At 70.5% G+C, this 13,775-nt stretch carries 12 protein-coding genes and 1 pseudogene; 4 read left to right on the top strand and 9 right to left on the bottom strand.

The features are described 5' to 3' along the window. The first annotated feature begins 43 nt into the window (after positions 1-43). The gene (locus tag ACSHXC_RS02525) at positions 44-1,285 is read left to right on the top strand and encodes an MFS transporter (RefSeq protein ID WP_438289933.1); all 1,242 of its coding nucleotides are present in this window, start codon (positions 44-46) and stop codon (positions 1,283-1,285) included. A 93-nt stretch (positions 1,286-1,378) separates the two neighbouring features. Here the strand turns inward: ACSHXC_RS02525 and ACSHXC_RS02520 are convergent, their stop codons facing one another. The 4 genes from ACSHXC_RS02520 to ACSHXC_RS02505 all read right to left on the bottom strand — a co-directional run bounded on the left by ACSHXC_RS02520 (position 1,379) and on the right by ACSHXC_RS02505 (position 6,689). Continuing rightward, the gene (locus tag ACSHXC_RS02520; protein WP_438289932.1) at positions 1,379-2,260 is read right to left on the bottom strand and encodes a geranyl diphosphate 2-C-methyltransferase; all 882 of its coding nucleotides are present in this window, start codon (positions 2,258-2,260) and stop codon (positions 1,379-1,381) included. Between the two features lie 17 nt (positions 2,261-2,277). Next, positions 2,278-3,531 (bottom strand): family 2 encapsulin nanocompartment cargo protein terpene cyclase, encoded by a 1,254-nt coding sequence (locus ACSHXC_RS02515; protein WP_438289931.1) that lies wholly within the window; start codon positions 3,529-3,531, stop codon positions 2,278-2,280. Positions 3,532-3,630: 99 nt separating this feature from the next. Further along, on the bottom strand, positions 3,631-5,043 hold the full coding sequence (locus tag ACSHXC_RS02510) for a family 2B encapsulin nanocompartment shell protein (RefSeq protein ID WP_438289930.1): 1,413 nt from the start codon (positions 5,041-5,043) through the stop codon (positions 3,631-3,633). Between the two features lie 605 nt (positions 5,044-5,648). Beyond that, positions 5,649-6,689 carry a YncE family protein gene (locus ACSHXC_RS02505; RefSeq protein ID WP_438289929.1) on the bottom strand — a complete coding sequence of 347 codons (1,041 nt, stop codon included), beginning with the start codon at positions 6,687-6,689 and terminating at the stop codon, positions 5,649-5,651. 147 nt (positions 6,690-6,836) lie between these two features. Between ACSHXC_RS02505 and ACSHXC_RS02500 the strand changes: the two genes are divergently transcribed. Continuing rightward, the gene (locus ACSHXC_RS02500) at positions 6,837-7,754 is read left to right on the top strand and encodes a LysR family transcriptional regulator (RefSeq protein ID WP_438289928.1); all 918 of its coding nucleotides are present in this window, start codon (positions 6,837-6,839) and stop codon (positions 7,752-7,754) included. On the opposite strand, the gene ACSHXC_RS02495 is transcribed toward ACSHXC_RS02500, so the two are convergent. Further along, positions 7,736-8,509 (bottom strand): SDR family NAD(P)-dependent oxidoreductase, encoded by a 774-nt coding sequence (locus ACSHXC_RS02495; protein ID WP_438289927.1) that lies wholly within the window; start codon positions 8,507-8,509, stop codon positions 7,736-7,738. The genes ACSHXC_RS02500 and ACSHXC_RS02495 overlap by 19 nt on opposite strands. Before the next feature lie 68 nt (positions 8,510-8,577). Here ACSHXC_RS02495 and ACSHXC_RS02490 point away from each other — a divergent pair. After that, positions 8,578-8,742: pseudogene (locus tag ACSHXC_RS02490) on the top strand (hypothetical protein); the annotation flags it as partial. Here ACSHXC_RS02490 and ACSHXC_RS02485 read toward each other — a convergent pair. Next, the gene (locus tag ACSHXC_RS02485; RefSeq protein WP_438297097.1) at positions 8,697-8,981 is read right to left on the bottom strand and encodes a hypothetical protein; all 285 of its coding nucleotides are present in this window, start codon (positions 8,979-8,981) and stop codon (positions 8,697-8,699) included. The pseudogene ACSHXC_RS02490 and the gene ACSHXC_RS02485 overlap by 46 nt on opposite strands. 316 nt (positions 8,982-9,297) lie before the next feature. Here ACSHXC_RS02485 and ACSHXC_RS02480 point away from each other — a divergent pair, with 316 nt between their 5' ends. Beyond that, positions 9,298-10,449: a hypothetical protein gene (locus ACSHXC_RS02480; protein WP_438296405.1), complete on the top strand. Its 1,152-nt coding sequence runs from the start codon at positions 9,298-9,300 to the stop codon at positions 10,447-10,449. A gap of 56 nt (positions 10,450-10,505) precedes the next feature. Here ACSHXC_RS02480 and ACSHXC_RS02475 read toward each other — a convergent pair whose 3' ends face one another. From ACSHXC_RS02475 to ACSHXC_RS02465, 3 genes are all read right to left on the bottom strand, one after another. Continuing rightward, entirely contained in the window at positions 10,506-11,198 is a 693-nt protein-coding gene (locus tag ACSHXC_RS02475) for a M24 family metallopeptidase (protein WP_438289926.1), read from the bottom strand. A 45-nt stretch (positions 11,199-11,243) separates the two neighbouring features. Further along, the gene (locus tag ACSHXC_RS02470; RefSeq protein ID WP_438289925.1) at positions 11,244-12,020 is read right to left on the bottom strand and encodes a class I SAM-dependent methyltransferase; all 777 of its coding nucleotides are present in this window, start codon (positions 12,018-12,020) and stop codon (positions 11,244-11,246) included. 288 nt (positions 12,021-12,308) lie between these two features. Beyond that, positions 12,309-13,457: a methyltransferase domain-containing protein gene (locus ACSHXC_RS02465; RefSeq protein WP_438289924.1), complete on the bottom strand. Its 1,149-nt coding sequence runs from the start codon at positions 13,455-13,457 to the stop codon at positions 12,309-12,311. Between the last annotated feature and the right edge of the window lie 318 nt (positions 13,458-13,775).

The raw sequence follows: 13,775 nt of genomic DNA, 5'->3' as shown, positions 1-13,775 counted from the left end.
TCCAACTGGTAGCAAGATGAAACCAGATAGGGGAGGTCTGCCGATGCCCGGCAACTGTGAGGCTGTGACGCGACAGGCCGAGGCCCCGCCCGGGGAAAGTCCCGCATCGGTCCTGCCTCGTGGCGTCGTCATGCTGTTCGCCGTCGCCTGCGGGGCCGCGGTCGCGAACGTCTACTTCTCGCAGCCGCTCCTGGTGACGATGGGTCAGGACCTCGCCATGAGCCCGGGACTTGTCGGCAGCGTGGTCACCCTCACGCATGTCGGATACGGCCTCGGGCTTTTCTTTCTCGTGCCGCTGGGCGACGTGACCGACCGCAGGCGACTCGTCGTGGCCCAACTGATGCTCCTGGTCGGGGCGTTGGTGGTGGTGGCCACCGCCCGCACGGCGGCGCTCCTGCTCGCGGGCATGGCTGCGACGGGGCTGCTCGCGGTCGTCACGCAGACGCTGGTGGCCTTCGCGGCCTCACTGGCGCCTCCCGCCGGTCGCGGACGGGTCGTCGGTCTCGTCACCAGCGGCGTGGTCGTCGGAATCCTGCTCGCCCGCACCGCATCGGGCCTCATGGCCGATCTCGCGGGCTGGCGCTCCGTCTATCTGGCCTCGGCGTCGCTCACAGGTCTGCTCGCTCTGGTCCTGTACCGGGTACTGCCGCGGGCCAACGACGCGGCGCCGGCAACCCCGCGCTACGGACAGCTCCTGCGCTCCACGATCACCCTGTTCGGGCGGGAACGACTGCTGCGGCTCCGGGCCCTGTTCGGTCTGCTGATCTTCGCCGCCTTCAGCACGCTGTGGAGCAGCGTCGCCCTGCCGCTCAGCGAGGCCCCGTACTTCTGGTCCCACAGGGCGATCGGCGCGCTGGGGCTGATCGGTGTCGCCGGCGCCCTGGCCGCCACCTTGGCGGGCCGCCTGAACGACCGTGGACTCTCCCGGCGGACCACCGGCATCGCCCTGGCGTTGCTCGCCGCCTCGTGGCTGCCCCTGGCCTTCACCCGCAGTTCGCCAGGGGCGCTGGTCGTCGGGGTGGTCCTGCTCGACCTCGCCGTGCAGGCGGTCCACGTCACCAACCAGACCCTGATCTACGCGCTGCACCCGGACGCGGGCAGCCGCCTGATCGGCGGATACATGGTCTTCTACTCGGTCGGCAGCGCCGTCGGTGCCATCGCTGCGACCTCCCTCTACACGGTGGCCGGCTGGGGCGCCGTATGCGCACTGGGTGCCGCGTTCAGCTGCCTCGGGCTCGTGCTGTGGGTGTTCACCCGGGACGCGCACGGCGGCCGGGATGTGTGAGTCAACTACCGCTCATCAGCGGCCAGTTGAATGCCTCGGCCGCGTCCCGGGGAGGCCGGGCCCCGGAACGCGGCCTCCCCGGTCAGCAGGCGGTCAGACTCGGTCGGCCGCGATCAGGACGTACTGGAACGAGCCGTCCCGGTACGAGTTGATGAACGCCTCCTCGATGCCCGTGACCAGTGACGACGTGGCCCGCAGCTCCCAGTACGGCAGGGTGTCGGGGGTGAGGTCGATGACAGCCTGCGGGACGAGGCGGTTGTCGGCAAACGCGCGCAGGTACTCGCGCCGCGAGTGGATGTTGCACTCGAAGTGCGCGTTGATCTGTGAGACCCACTTCGAGGGCTGGCCGTACCGCGGGTTCCAGCAGCCGGTGATGGTCACATAGCGACCGCCGACCTTGAGGATGCGGGAGTGCTCGGCGAAGAGGTCGTGCAGGTCGACATACATGCTCGACTCGTTGTTCCACGAGGCCGCGGCCTGCCCGGTCTCGAACGGCGTGGAGAGCATGTTGCAGACGCGGGCGCGGACGTGGTCCTGGATGCGGAGTTCGCCCGCGCGCCGGTTGGCGAACTCGGCCTGCTTGGCCGACAGGGTGACACCCTCGACCTTGCACCCGAAGCGCTGGTGCGCCATCACCATCGAGCCGCCCCGGCCGCAGCCGGCGTCCACCAGGGTGTCGTCCCGCCCGATCTCACCCAGGTGCTCCAGGAGGAGATCGGCCTGCGCCGACTCCAGCCGGTGGAGCTCGGTGATCAGCTTCTTCTCGCTCTCGCTGTCGTCGGCGTCGCCGAGCGCGGCATGGTCGACCTCACCGATGCCGTAGTGGTGGTGATAGAGACCGTCGACATCGCCGAGCCGCAGGTTCACGGGCCTGGCCTCGCCGTCCCAGTACCGGGCGATGTCCCCCTGATAGGGAGTCGCCGGGTTGGGGATGAAGACGGAGGCGTCGGTGGCGGTGAGTTCGGTGCTGGTCACAGATGAGTCCATTCTTCCTACCAGAAGTCCGGCAGGCTGTAGCGATAGGTGTTCGTTCGGTGCCAGTGGTGATTGCCGTCGACCCACGTGGCCACGCCTCGCAGGAAGCGCTGCACACTTGGGACGGGGCAGTCGGCGGCCAGGGCCGCGGCTTCGGTCTCGAAGTCGTGCATGAGGTCGTTGTGGACCTCGACCGACTTCAGATAGGCGTCCCGGTCGGAGAGGCCCTCACGTTCGGCGATCACGACCGGCAGGTTCAAGTGCCGTCCGGGAGCGTCGAGTTCCTTGGTGTACGAGTACAGGTCGTTCACGATGGTCGTCGCGTTGCCCGCGAGCGCGATGACCTTCTGCATGGCGGGTTGCGCGTGCAGGTCCGCCGGCAGTTCGTAGCCGCCGACGGTGTCGGTGATGGTGGGGCAGGGGCGGAAGTTGTTGAACTGACGCATCGCCAGGTACTCCCACACCTCGGGTACGTGGTCCTGCTGGGCCCACGCGGCCTCGGCGAGGTAGCCCATGTGCAGCCGAGCCATGTCGTGCCGGAACCGGTCGGTCTGCGAGGCGGTCGCCGTCTGGGCGAAGTACTCCATGGCCGAGCGGTACGCGCGCCGCGGCGCGTCGGAGTGGAGCGACTTGGCCCACTCCGGCTGGTACTCCCGCGTCGTGTGCAGGGGGTCGAGGGCGGTGTGGGCGAGCAGAAGGCGTTCGCCGAGGCCGATGGGGGAGCCGCCGTGGTCCTCGCAGTAGCAGTCGTCCACCGCGTTCTCCGCCACCATCAGGCGGGCGGCGAGCATCAGGTGGTCGACGGTGGGCGCGTCCGGATGGCAGCCGACCATGTAGCGGCCGATGGCGAAGCCGTCGAACTCCTCCTCCCAGTCGTCGGGATACAGCGAAACCTCGTCCAGTGCCCAGGACTTGATCCGGCGGCCGACCTCCTCGACCCGCACCGGGTCGGGCTCGGGCACCGGGTGGTGGTAGAGGCCCGGGATCGGCGTGCCCTGTGCAGCCGCCGGCGTCGGCGGCTCCTCCGGCAGGGTCAGACGCAGGCCCGCCGTGCCCAGGCCGGTGGGGCCGCGCAGCACCCGTTCCAGACCGACGCTCGGTGCCGGTACTTCAGCCGATGGGGCGGGCAAGGCGGGCGCTCCTGGTGGGCCGCCGGTGGCGGCCGTGATGTCGCGGGCACGGGCCGCGGCGTCGGCGAGGACGTACGCCCCGAAGTGGGCAGCGGCCTCGGGCAGGCTCGACTGCGGCGGTGTCGGCTCAGGCGCGGGCATCCATGGCTCCTTGGTGGGGTGGGCGGCTGCCCCGGGGTGTTCCGGGCATGCGCGACCGCCCCGGAAGAGGGCGGCGCCATGCCGGGCGGTCAGGGTCTGCTAGCTGGGCCAGCGGGCGATCTGCACGTTCTCCAGGACGCCGACCGCGTCCGGCACGAGGATGGCGGCGGAGTAATAGGTGCTGACGAGGTAGGAGGTGATCGCCTGCTCGTCGAGGCCCATGAAGCGGACCGACAGACCCGGTTCGTACTCGTCCGGCAGACCGGTCTGGTGCAGTCCGATGACGCCCTGGTTGTCCTCGCCGGTACGCATGATGAGGATCGAGCTGGTCTTCTGTTGGGTGATGGGGATCTTGTCGCAGGGCAGGATCGGGACCCCGCGCCAGGCCTGGACCCGCTGCCCGCCGAGGTCGACCTGGTCCGGGCAGAGGCCGCGCGCGTTGAACTCGCGCCCGATCGCCGCGATCGCCAAGGGGTGCGCCAGGTAGAACTTGGAACCGCGCCGGCGGCAGAGCAGCTCGTCCATGTCGTCCGGGGTCGGCGGGCCCGATCGCGGCTGGATGCGCTGCTTGAAATCGGCGTTGTGGAGCAGGCCGAACTCCCGGTTGTTGATCAGCTCGTGCTCCTGGCGCTCGCGCAACGCCTCGATGGTCAGCCTGAGTTGCTCCTTGGTCTGGTTCATCGGCCCGTTGAAGAGGTCGGCGACCCTCGTGTGGACCCGCAGAATGGTCTGCGCGGCCGAGAGCTCGTACTCGCGCGGCTCGAGTTCGTAGTCGACGAACGCGCCGGGCAGGCCGTGCTCGCCGTGGTGACCGGCGGACATCGCGATCTCCGCCTCGCCGCGGTGGTTCTGCCGCCGGCGGGGGAGCGACTTGAAGCGTTCGACGTGGTCCCGCAGGCCCGGTGCCGCGGACAGTACGGCCGCGAGGTCGGCGCGGGACAGGGTGAGCAGGGTGCCCGAGGTCTCGGCGGTGGCGGTGTGCTCCCACCGGGCGTCCTCGTCGAGGAGGGCGTGCTCGCCGAACCGGTCGCCGTCGCCGAGCACGTCCAGGGCGAGCTCGTCGCCGTACCCGCCGACGGAGGTCTGGCTGATGCGGCCGTGGGCGATGAGGTGGAGCCGGTCCGCGGGCGCGCCGCGCTCGACCAGCGTCTCGCCGACCTCGAAGTCGCGCTGGACGCAGCGACCGGCGATGGCGGTCAGCACCTCCACGTCGTCGAAGCCGCGCAGCAGGGCCAGTTCCCCCAGTTCACGGGGGATCACCCGGACGTCGGCGCCGTCCTGGACGAACTCCACCCGCCCGTCGCCGACGGTGTAGGTGAGGCGCCGGTTCACCCGGTAGACCCCGCCCTTGGTCTCCACCCAGGGGAGCATCCGCAGCAGCCAGCGATCGGAGATCTCCTGCATCTGCGGGGCGGACTTGGTCGTGGTGGCAAGGTTGCGAGCGGCCGCCGTGCCCAGGCTGGACTGCCGTGGCGGCTCCAGTCGAGTGTCGGGGCTCGAATCAACGGTCATCGGGCGAGCTCTCCTTGGTCAGGGCGGTGACGGACGTACGGGGACGCCGCCGGGCAAGCAGAGGGAAAACGGGGTATACGAACGGGAATCCGTCCAGAGCCAGAAGGACACTAACGGCCGGTTCGCCCCCTGGACCAAGGAAAGCCGGGGACATTAGCTCGATACGATGATCGCGCCCGCGGGATGTTTGGCGGGCCAGCGACGGAATCCGGCCACGCTGGACGGCGCGTTCCGGCGGGGTGTCCGGTTCTGCGGAGTCGGGTGCTTGAGCCGGAGCGGCACTGCGATTGGCGTGCGGATGGCTGGCTGGGCCTGGCGGGGGACGGCTAGCGTCGAGCCGTCATCGGCTCGCAGGGCGACGAACGGAGTTGCACATGGCGAAGGGGCAGGACTCCAAGAAGGACACCAAGAAGAAGCCTCTGAAGACCCGAGCTGAGAAGAAGGCGAAGAAGAAGGCCAAGAAGTAGGCGGAGTGGGCCTGTACGGCTGCTTCGGGGGAAACACCTGACAGGTCCCCCGGACATGGTGTCCGGGGGACCTGCTTCAATGCCGGAGCGGGAAGCCTCCAACCAGGGCCTCAACAGGGGGACTTGCCCCTCTGGGTGTCAGGCTCGGCGGGGGATGTAGGCCAGGCCGTGGGCGCCCGACTCGCCCAGCGCGGCGTGGTCGATGCGGTTCAGGGTCTTGAGCGTCTCCAGGTCGACGACGTCGACGGTGGACGAGGCGTGGCAGGCCACGTAGGCGAGCCGGCCGTCGGGGGACGAGGTGATGGTCAGCGGGCAGAGCCCCACCTCGACGTCGCCCAGCCGCTTGTGGGTGTCGGCCGAGAACACCGTGAGGCGGCCGGGTGCCATACGGCTGCCGCCGGACGCCGGGTCGTTCTCCACGCGTACCTCGCCCGCGAGCAGCCGTCCCGTAGAGGTGAGGTGCACCGGCATGGCGGCGTCCTCCAGCGGCAGGGTGTCGACCACCGACGCCGTCGTGATGTCAATGACCTTTATTCCAGGGGTGGTTGAGCCGGCGCCTCCCAGGAACGGCGCGGCGACGAAGGCATGCGTTCCGTCGGGGGAGACGGCGATCCCCTCACTGCCCGGCACCTCGACCTTCGCGGTGAGTACGCCCCGTTCGAGATCGAGGGCCGACACGAACCGCGCTTCCTTGCTGGTGACGTAACCCGTTCTTCCGGCCGCGTCTATGGCGACCCAGTGCGGGCCCGGTGTGCCGGCGTCGATCCGGCCGACGGGCCGACGGGTCCGCGTGTCGATGGCCAGGACGCCACCGGTCCGGTCGGCCGAGCCCTCCACGGTGACGTACAGGCGGCCGCGCGCCGTATCCAGCGCGAGGCCGTGCGGGGCGAGTTCGGGGGCGAGGTCGACGACCTCGACGATGCTGCGGGTGTCCGGGTCGATGGCCGTGAGCTGGGTGCGCGGGCCGCCGTTCGCGCCGTAGAAGCCCGAGCTGTACGTGATCGAGCACCACAGCAGCCGCTGGGTCGGATCGAAGCACAACTCGTGTGGCTGGGCGATGGTTTCGAGGGAGCCGAGGTACTGGTCGGAGGCTGCGTCGAAGAACGAGACCGAGGGCCCGCTCTGGCTGACCACGGCCAGCACATCGCCTTCTCGACCGGCACGGGGGGACTGTGGCATGGCCAATTTCCTTTGCATGACGGGTGGTTGGTCGGTCCGCGGTGTTCGCGGACATCTCCACTCTCCGCCCGTAAAGACCCGCCAGCAATGCAAGAATTGGCACACCATCATTGACTGCAGCGTAAAAGCACAGCTCAGGAGCGCCTCATGGATCTCAATCTGCTACGTGTCCTGGACGCCTTGCTCCAGGAGAACAGTGTGAGCCGCGCCGCCGAGCGCCTCGGCACGTCGCCCGCGGCGGTCAGCCGCAGCCTGGCCCGGCTGCGCCGTGCGGTGGGCGATCCGCTCCTGGTCCGCGCCGGCCAGGGCATGGTCCCCACCCCCAGAGCCCTCGAACTCCGCGAGGAGGTCAGTGCGTTGCTGCGCGGCTGCGACAACGTGCTGCGGCCGGGTGCCGGATTCGAGGCCGTCCACCTCCAGCGCACCTTCACCGTGCAGGCGACCGACCTGATCCTGGCGGGCGTCGCTTGCCCTTTGACCGACCGGATCCGGGCGGCGGCCCCGCACGTGGACGTGGTGTTCCTGCCCGAGGCGCTGGAGGACGGGCCCGCGCTGCGCCAGGGCACGGTGGACGTCGAGCTCGGCGTCCTCGACCACCTGGAGCCGGAGATCCGCACCCGGCACATCACACAGAAACAGCTGGTGGGGATCGCTCGTGCCGGGCATCCCCTCTTCGAGAAGCTCATCGACGCCCGCCGGTTCGCCGCCGCCGACCACATAGGCATCTCCCGGCACGGCAAACGCCGCGGTCCCATCGACCAGGCCCTCGCCGAGCGCGGGCTGCAGCGCCGCGTGGCGGTCGTCGCCCCCAGCCACACCGCCGCGATGATCCTTGCCCGGGACACCGACCTCGTCGCCCTCACCCTGGCAGGCTGGCTCCCCGGCACGACCGCCGCGCTGGGGCTGCGCACCTTTCCCATCCCCCTGGACGTGGCGCCCATCGACCTGGGGCTTGCCTGGCATCCCCGTAACTCCGCTGATCCCGGCCACAGTTGGTTCCGCGACCACGTGGCGGCCGCGGTCCTCGCTCCGTCGGTGCCGGGGGATCAGAACATGCGCGGCTGACCGTTGGAGGCACCGAGCCCACCGTCGACGGGAATGTGGGCGCCGTTGACGAAACGGGCGTCCGCACTCGCCAAGAAGGCGATGACATCGGCCACTTCGTCCGGCTCGGCGGGGCGCTGCAAGGGGATCCGCTGGAGGAACGCGGCGAGCGCGGCCTCGTTCTCGATGATGGGCGCTGCCATCGGGGTGCGGGTGAGACTCGGGTGTACGGCATTGACCCGTACGCCCTCGTGACCGTGGTCGAGCGCCATGGCGTTGGTCAGGTTGACCAGCGCCCCTTTGGCGGCGTTGTACGGGGCGAGTCCCCAGTCGGCGCCGAGCCCGGACACCGAGCCGACGTTGACGATGCAGCCCCCGACGCGGCGCAGATGCGGCAGCGCCGCCCTGGAGGCGAAGAAGACGCCGTCGACATTCACTGCGAAGACCTGGCGCCAGACGGCGGTGTCGGTGTTTTCGACGGTCCCGGGCATGCCGAGGCCCGCGTTGTTGACCAGCACGTCGAGGCGACCGTATTCCTCGGCCACCTCCGCGATGAGTGACGTCGTCGCCGCCTCGTCGGACACGTCCGCTACGCGCGTGACGATCGCCGACCCGGCCGGGGCGCCCGCCGCGGTGCTCTTCAGCTTGTCCTCGGTCCGCCCGACCGCGATGACCGTGGCGCCCTCGCGGGCGAGGCGATGCGTGGTGGCGGCGCCGATGCCGGACCCGGCACCGGTGACGACCACGACCTTGTCGGCGAATCGGTTCGCGTCCACTGCCACTCCCTGATGGTTGGTGATGGTGTGTCACACCATGGTGGGGCCGTACGGTGTCGCGTACCGCGATGTCTGGCCAACCCTGCGAGGTGCGGGGATGTCCGCCCTGTGGGCATCGAAGTGGCAGTTCTTGCCACGATCCCGGCAAAGCGTCGGTCCTGGGTGCCAAGACGCTGCTCAGCCGCGGTCAGGTGTCCCGCGTGATCGACGCGCTGCAGGCGCGCGGGCTGGTCGGCCGCGCACCCGCGCCGGACGATGCGCGCTCGGTGCACATCCGGCTCACCGATGCCGGACGGGCCAATTTCGCCGGGGCCGATGCCACCCGCCGTGCCAGGGCGGCCGGGTTCCGGTCCCTCGTCGCGTCGAGTAGCGGCGTGGTGACCAGGTCGAGGCATTGGGTGAGCAGCAGCCTGGTTGCCGGGTCGCCCGTCGTCGTCGTCGCGGTCCAGCCTCCGTCGAGGGTGAGTCTCATGGGGTGGGTTCTGCTTTCAGGGTCCTTGTGCCGGCCGTGCCGAGGGTATGCCGCTACGGTCCTGACGGTCCTGGCACGGTCGGCCGTTGAGCGCGATCATGGGTCACCGGCGAAGGCCGAGCGGCCTGGCCCGCAGGAGGCCGCACCCCAGGGTGCCCACCGCGTTACCCCCGCGCCGGCGCGACGTGGCGTCCCATTCGACCTCTACCTCTATGTATGCCCAGGCATCGCGGCGAAGTCGTGGACCTGGTGCCGATTGCATCCGGAGGGCCACAGAGCATACTGGTCGGGCCCCGATCACCTACAGAACGACTCCATGGCCAAGAACAGCACCTCCTCGACCACCGTCCCCGACACCGCGTGGCTGGGGCGCGGGCGCCACCTCGGGCCCGAGCCCGAGCGGGACGTCCGGCGCAACCTGATCGCCCTCAAGGCGGCCGGGGTGCTCGACGACTTCCTGGACCTCGACCCCGTCGAGGCGGCCCGCTCCACCGCCCTGTACCCGCGGGACGAGGCCGCCGACCCCGGCCCCTCGGCCCGCCGTCTCTTCGAGGCCCGCTGGCGCGTGGCCGACGACGTCACCGTGCGCGCCCAGCTGACCACGTACGAACCCGAGGCCCGCCGCAAGGGAGACGAGGGAGTCACCTGGATCCTGGCCGCCGAGGCGGAACGGGCCTGGGACGTGAACTGGCCCTCGCCCGCCACCATGTTCTGGCCGGACAGCGACCAGATCGCCTGGGACCACGACACCCTGCCGGGCCTTCGGCTGCGGACCACGAACCACCTGCCGAAGGACGACGACGAACTGCGCCACTTGCTGCGGGACTGCACCCGGCAGAGCTGGTTCATCCACATCGTGGTGCACGAGGCCATGACGCCGGACGTGATGGGGCAGCGGCCGGTCTCGACGTTCCTGCCGCCGAGCCTGCGGCACCGGGTGGTCGAGCACCGGGGCACGCCCGAGCAGGCGCAGATCGCCGACTTCGCCATGAAGCGGGAGCTGAGCGTGCGCATGCCCCGCGGCGGCGCCGTCGTCCTGCCCACGGCGCCCCCGAGCTCGTGGTACGACGCCGATCGCTACACCGTGCGCACCGTCTTCCTGGACGGCTCGGAACCCACCGAACTCCTCGACAGGATCAGGGAGTTCGCCGCCCTCCCGCAACCCCTGCCTGCCGACGCGGAGCCCGCCCTCAGGCGGCTGCGCCTCGGCTGGCACCTGCTCACCCCGGACGAGGAACTGGTCCACGCCCGGGCCATGGTCGCCAAGTACGCCGAGGAGCTCGAAGTGATGACCAACTCCCGAGACCTGTACCGGGAGGCCGCCGAGGCGGCGCACGCCGCGCTCGCCGAGGCGACCGGCGGCGACGGTGTGCCCCGGCTGCCCGGGCCGAGGCCGGTCAAGACGGACGCATCGCCGCTCGGCGCCATCACGAAGGCCTTCGGCCGCTTCCGGGGGCCGAACAAGTAGGAAGGGAGTTGGGCAGGATCCAGGAGGCGATGGCGACCTGACGGCCGACACCGAGCTCACGCCAGGTCGAGCAGACCCTTGAACGAACCCCCATGGCCCCGGTGTTCGTCCACCAGGTGGATCTCCAGGACCCAATGGGCCTGCCACCCGCCCTCGGTGGTGCGGCGCAGGGGACGGTCGTTGTCCGGGCCGATGTACGCGTCGTCCCGCGCGGCCGGTGTCGCTGCCGCCAGGTGGCCGACGTGCCGTCCGCCCAGGGCCCAGCCGGCCTTGGCGGCGAGGGTCTGGACCTCGCCGTACAACTGCCGTGCGGTCAGGGTGCGTTGAGCGTGGAACGCCTCGCGTCCGGCCTCGAAGATCATCCGCAGGTCCTCGGCGAGTCGGCGCTTGTCGGGGTCCCCGCCGACGGCGACCGTACGGGCGAAGGCAGTTCCGTAGCCGGACGGGGCCGGGCCGAGGTCGACGACCACGAGGTCGTCCTCGCCGATGACCCGGTCCGCAGGCGGCTCCTGTCCGCAGGGCAGAAGGGAGTGCGGCCCCGACCGCACGCGGGGCCGGGGCCGACCCGCGACCGAACGGGACATTGACCGTGCCAAGTCGTCGATAAGGTCGCTCAGTTCGCGCTCGCTGAAGCCCGGCGCGATAAGCCCCCGGGCAGCCACCTCGGCGAACAGGGCCTCAGCCATTCGCTGCCCCTCCACGAGCCCCAGGGCACGCAGCCGTTCGTCCATCCGGTCGGGTACTGCCATGGCGGCGTCCACTTCTTCTTCCTCTCGTTCTTCCGCTCGCCGTGTTTACGGCGTGGCGCGCACGATCACGAGCGAGCCTTCATACGTCGCCTGACGGCGCAGGTGGCCGAACTCCTCGTCCCACGCGCCGGATTCGAGATCGCGCCGCAACTCGGTGTCGAAGCGCTCGCGGACCCCGTCGTCGACGAAGCTCCAGGCGGAGCAGGCCTGGCGGGCGGCCGGGTCGAGGAGATATTCCGGACGCCCGTAGTAGGCCTCGTTGAATCCGTCGGTGCAGTCCAGCGGGATGGGTACGGTCTGCACGGTGCCGGTGTCGCCCAGTGCGGCCGTCAGTTCCTCGACGGTGGGGTAGCGGCGGGCCTCGGTGTCGAGGACCTCGGGCGCGTACCGGTACAGCCAGAAGTCCCGTACGAGCACGGGGTCGCAGGTCAGGATGACCACGGGGCCCCGCGTCACGCGCCGCATCTCGCGCAGCCCGGCCCGGACGTCGGACCACTGGTGCACGCTGAACAGCGTCATCGCCGCCTCGAACTCGCCGTCGGTGAAGGGGAGTTCCTCGGCGACGGCGTCGATGGCGCGGGCGAGCCGGGCGGGCCGCTGGGCGCGCATCGACTCCGAGGGCTCGACCGCCGTCACGGCCTGTGCCGCGTTCTCGTACGACCCCGCGCCCGCGCCGACGTTGAGAACCGTCTCGGCGCCGCCCAGGGCCTCGGCGATGAAGCGGGCGATCCGCTCGTCCGGACGGCGGTAGGAGGAGTATCCGGCGCCGATCGAGCCGTAGTCGACGTCGCCGGCGCTGCCGTCCTGGGTGCGTGTGGTCATGAGGTACCTACCTCGCTTTGTGAGCAGGAATGAGCAGGAGGGAGAGGGGATCTCGCGCACTCGACGCCTCCGGTTGGCAGTTCGCCGGGCACCTCCTCCGCGGAACACCGTTGTGCACCATCCTGCATCTGCGGCTGAAATTCGACAATTTCTTGGCATATGCTTGGTTGATGGCCCAAAGTGCTGTGTATGTGAGCAGTAGTTGTTGGAGTTGGCGACAAGGTTCTGGGCCTGATTCCCCCGGCCGCCCGGGCCTGCTGCCGGGTTATCCAGCTGCCCGGATGTCGGCTACCCGGCGAGGGTGGCGTGGGCCAGGAAGTGGCCGGGGGCGTCCTCGTACTCGTCCAGGCTCCAGCCGGTCGCCTCCAGGGCAGGGCGCAGGTTGTGCTCCGCGAGGAGGTCGCCGGGGTCGAGGGGGCGGCCGTGCCGGGCCGCCCGTTCCGCGCGGCCGGAGGGGTGGAAGAGCAGGAGCACGCAGTCGGTCGCGGCGACGCGGGCCCATTCGGTGAGGGCGGTGGGCGGGTCGGGGAGGTGGTCGAGGAGCCCCGCCGAGAAGATCCCGTGTACGGAACGGTGGGGCACGGGGAGCCGGGTGCAGTCGGCCGCCAGCAGGTGTCCGTGCCGGGTTCGGCCGTGCCGGGCGGCGGCCGTCAGCATGGCCGGTGTGATGTCGATGCCGAGTACGCGGCCGTGAGCCCCGACCTGTTCCCGGAGTGCGGGCATGGCCCGCCCGGTGCCGCATCCGAGGTCCAACGCCGTTGCACCGGGCCTCAGTTGCATGCGGGAGGCTGCGGCTTCGTAGGCCGGAGTCTGGTAAGCGAACCGCTCTTCCCAGGTGTCGGCCCGGTGGGTGAAAAAGGCCCGGGTGGAGGTGTGTTCGGCCCGTGAGGCCACCAACTCGGCGAAGCGAAAAAGGAGTTGGCCTGTCCAGGTTTCGTCCTCGCTGTCATGGGCTCCGGCGAACCGCACTCCCCAGGCGCTGCCGCCGAGGCGGAATGCCTGGGCGGGGTGGTCCCGGGCGGTGGCAAGGACGACGGCGCCGGGCGGCAGGGAAGCCGGTGCGGGGTGCGGACGCAGGGCCGCGGGCAGGGGTCCCGCGAAGAGCGGGTCGGTGCTCGCGGCCGGAGTCAGCTCGACCGCGGGCCCCTCGGGGCCGGAACCCGTGGCGGCCACCTCGGCCAGCAGCTCGGCGCCGCTCCCCAGGGCCAGGACCGGCACCTGCGCGGCGAGCGCATCCCGCACCAGGGTCGGCCCGCCGGTGCCCGCGGGATGAGGGGCGGCCAGGATGATCAGACCCTCGACGACGCCGAGATCGATGGGCGGCAGCTCGCCCCCGTCGAGCGGGACGAGCCGGGCGGTGAGACCCGCAGCGCCGAGCGCCCCGCCCACCGCGGCCGGCACCCCTGCGGACGTCTGCCGTACGACGACCACGACCATCGCCCACTCCTTACATTCGAGCCCATCCAGCCACAGTGGCTGGCATCCACGCAAGGATGTGCCCATCCTGGCCGCATATGCCAGACCATCTCCGGTGGCGGGATGTCGTGTCATGGGGCCTGTCCAGCGCCCCGGAATTCCTGGGAGGCCCCGTGCGCCGAACCGCGAACGGCGTACGAGGCCTCCTGCCGGTGTGTCCCCGTGGCGGCGAGAGCCACTCCTCCGCCCCGTCCCGGTACCGCAAGTGAATCAATGTGCGTATGTGTGCGGCTACTGGATCAGCCCACAGAAACAAGCCCACGTGGCCGGTATGCGTAC

The organism is Streptomyces sp. HUAS TT7, assembly GCF_051550175.1.
GTDB lineage: Bacteria > Actinomycetota > Actinomycetes > Streptomycetales > Streptomycetaceae > Streptomyces.
The sequence above is the reverse complement of the archived record's forward strand: the minus strand, read 5'-3'. Positions and strand labels throughout refer to the sequence as shown.

Excerpts from the sequence above, each read along its gene's own strand:
- ACSHXC_RS02525 (WP_438289933.1), top strand. The coding sequence starts at position 44 with ATGCCCGGCAACTGTGAGGCTGTGACGCGACAGGCCGAGGCCCCGCCC.
- ACSHXC_RS02515 (WP_438289931.1), bottom strand. The coding sequence starts at position 3,531 with ATGCCCGCGCCTGAGCCGACACCGCCGCAGTCGAGCCTGCCCGAGGCC.
- ACSHXC_RS02510 (WP_438289930.1), bottom strand. The coding sequence starts at position 5,043 with ATGACCGTTGATTCGAGCCCCGACACTCGACTGGAGCCGCCACGGCAG.
- ACSHXC_RS02505 (WP_438289929.1), bottom strand. The coding sequence starts at position 6,689 with ATGCCACAGTCCCCCCGTGCCGGTCGAGAAGGCGATGTGCTGGCCGTG.
- ACSHXC_RS02500 (WP_438289928.1), top strand. The coding sequence starts at position 6,837 with ATGGATCTCAATCTGCTACGTGTCCTGGACGCCTTGCTCCAGGAGAAC.
- ACSHXC_RS02485 (WP_438297097.1), bottom strand. The coding sequence starts at position 8,981 with ATGAGACTCACCCTCGACGGAGGCTGGACCGCGACGACGACGACGGGC.
- ACSHXC_RS02480 (WP_438296405.1), top strand. The coding sequence starts at position 9,298 with ATGGCCAAGAACAGCACCTCCTCGACCACCGTCCCCGACACCGCGTGG.
- ACSHXC_RS02475 (WP_438289926.1), bottom strand. The coding sequence starts at position 11,198 with ATGGCAGTACCCGACCGGATGGACGAACGGCTGCGTGCCCTGGGGCTC.
- ACSHXC_RS02470 (WP_438289925.1), bottom strand. The coding sequence starts at position 12,020 with ATGACCACACGCACCCAGGACGGCAGCGCCGGCGACGTCGACTACGGC.
- ACSHXC_RS02465 (WP_438289924.1), bottom strand. The coding sequence starts at position 13,457 with ATGGTCGTGGTCGTCGTACGGCAGACGTCCGCAGGGGTGCCGGCCGCG.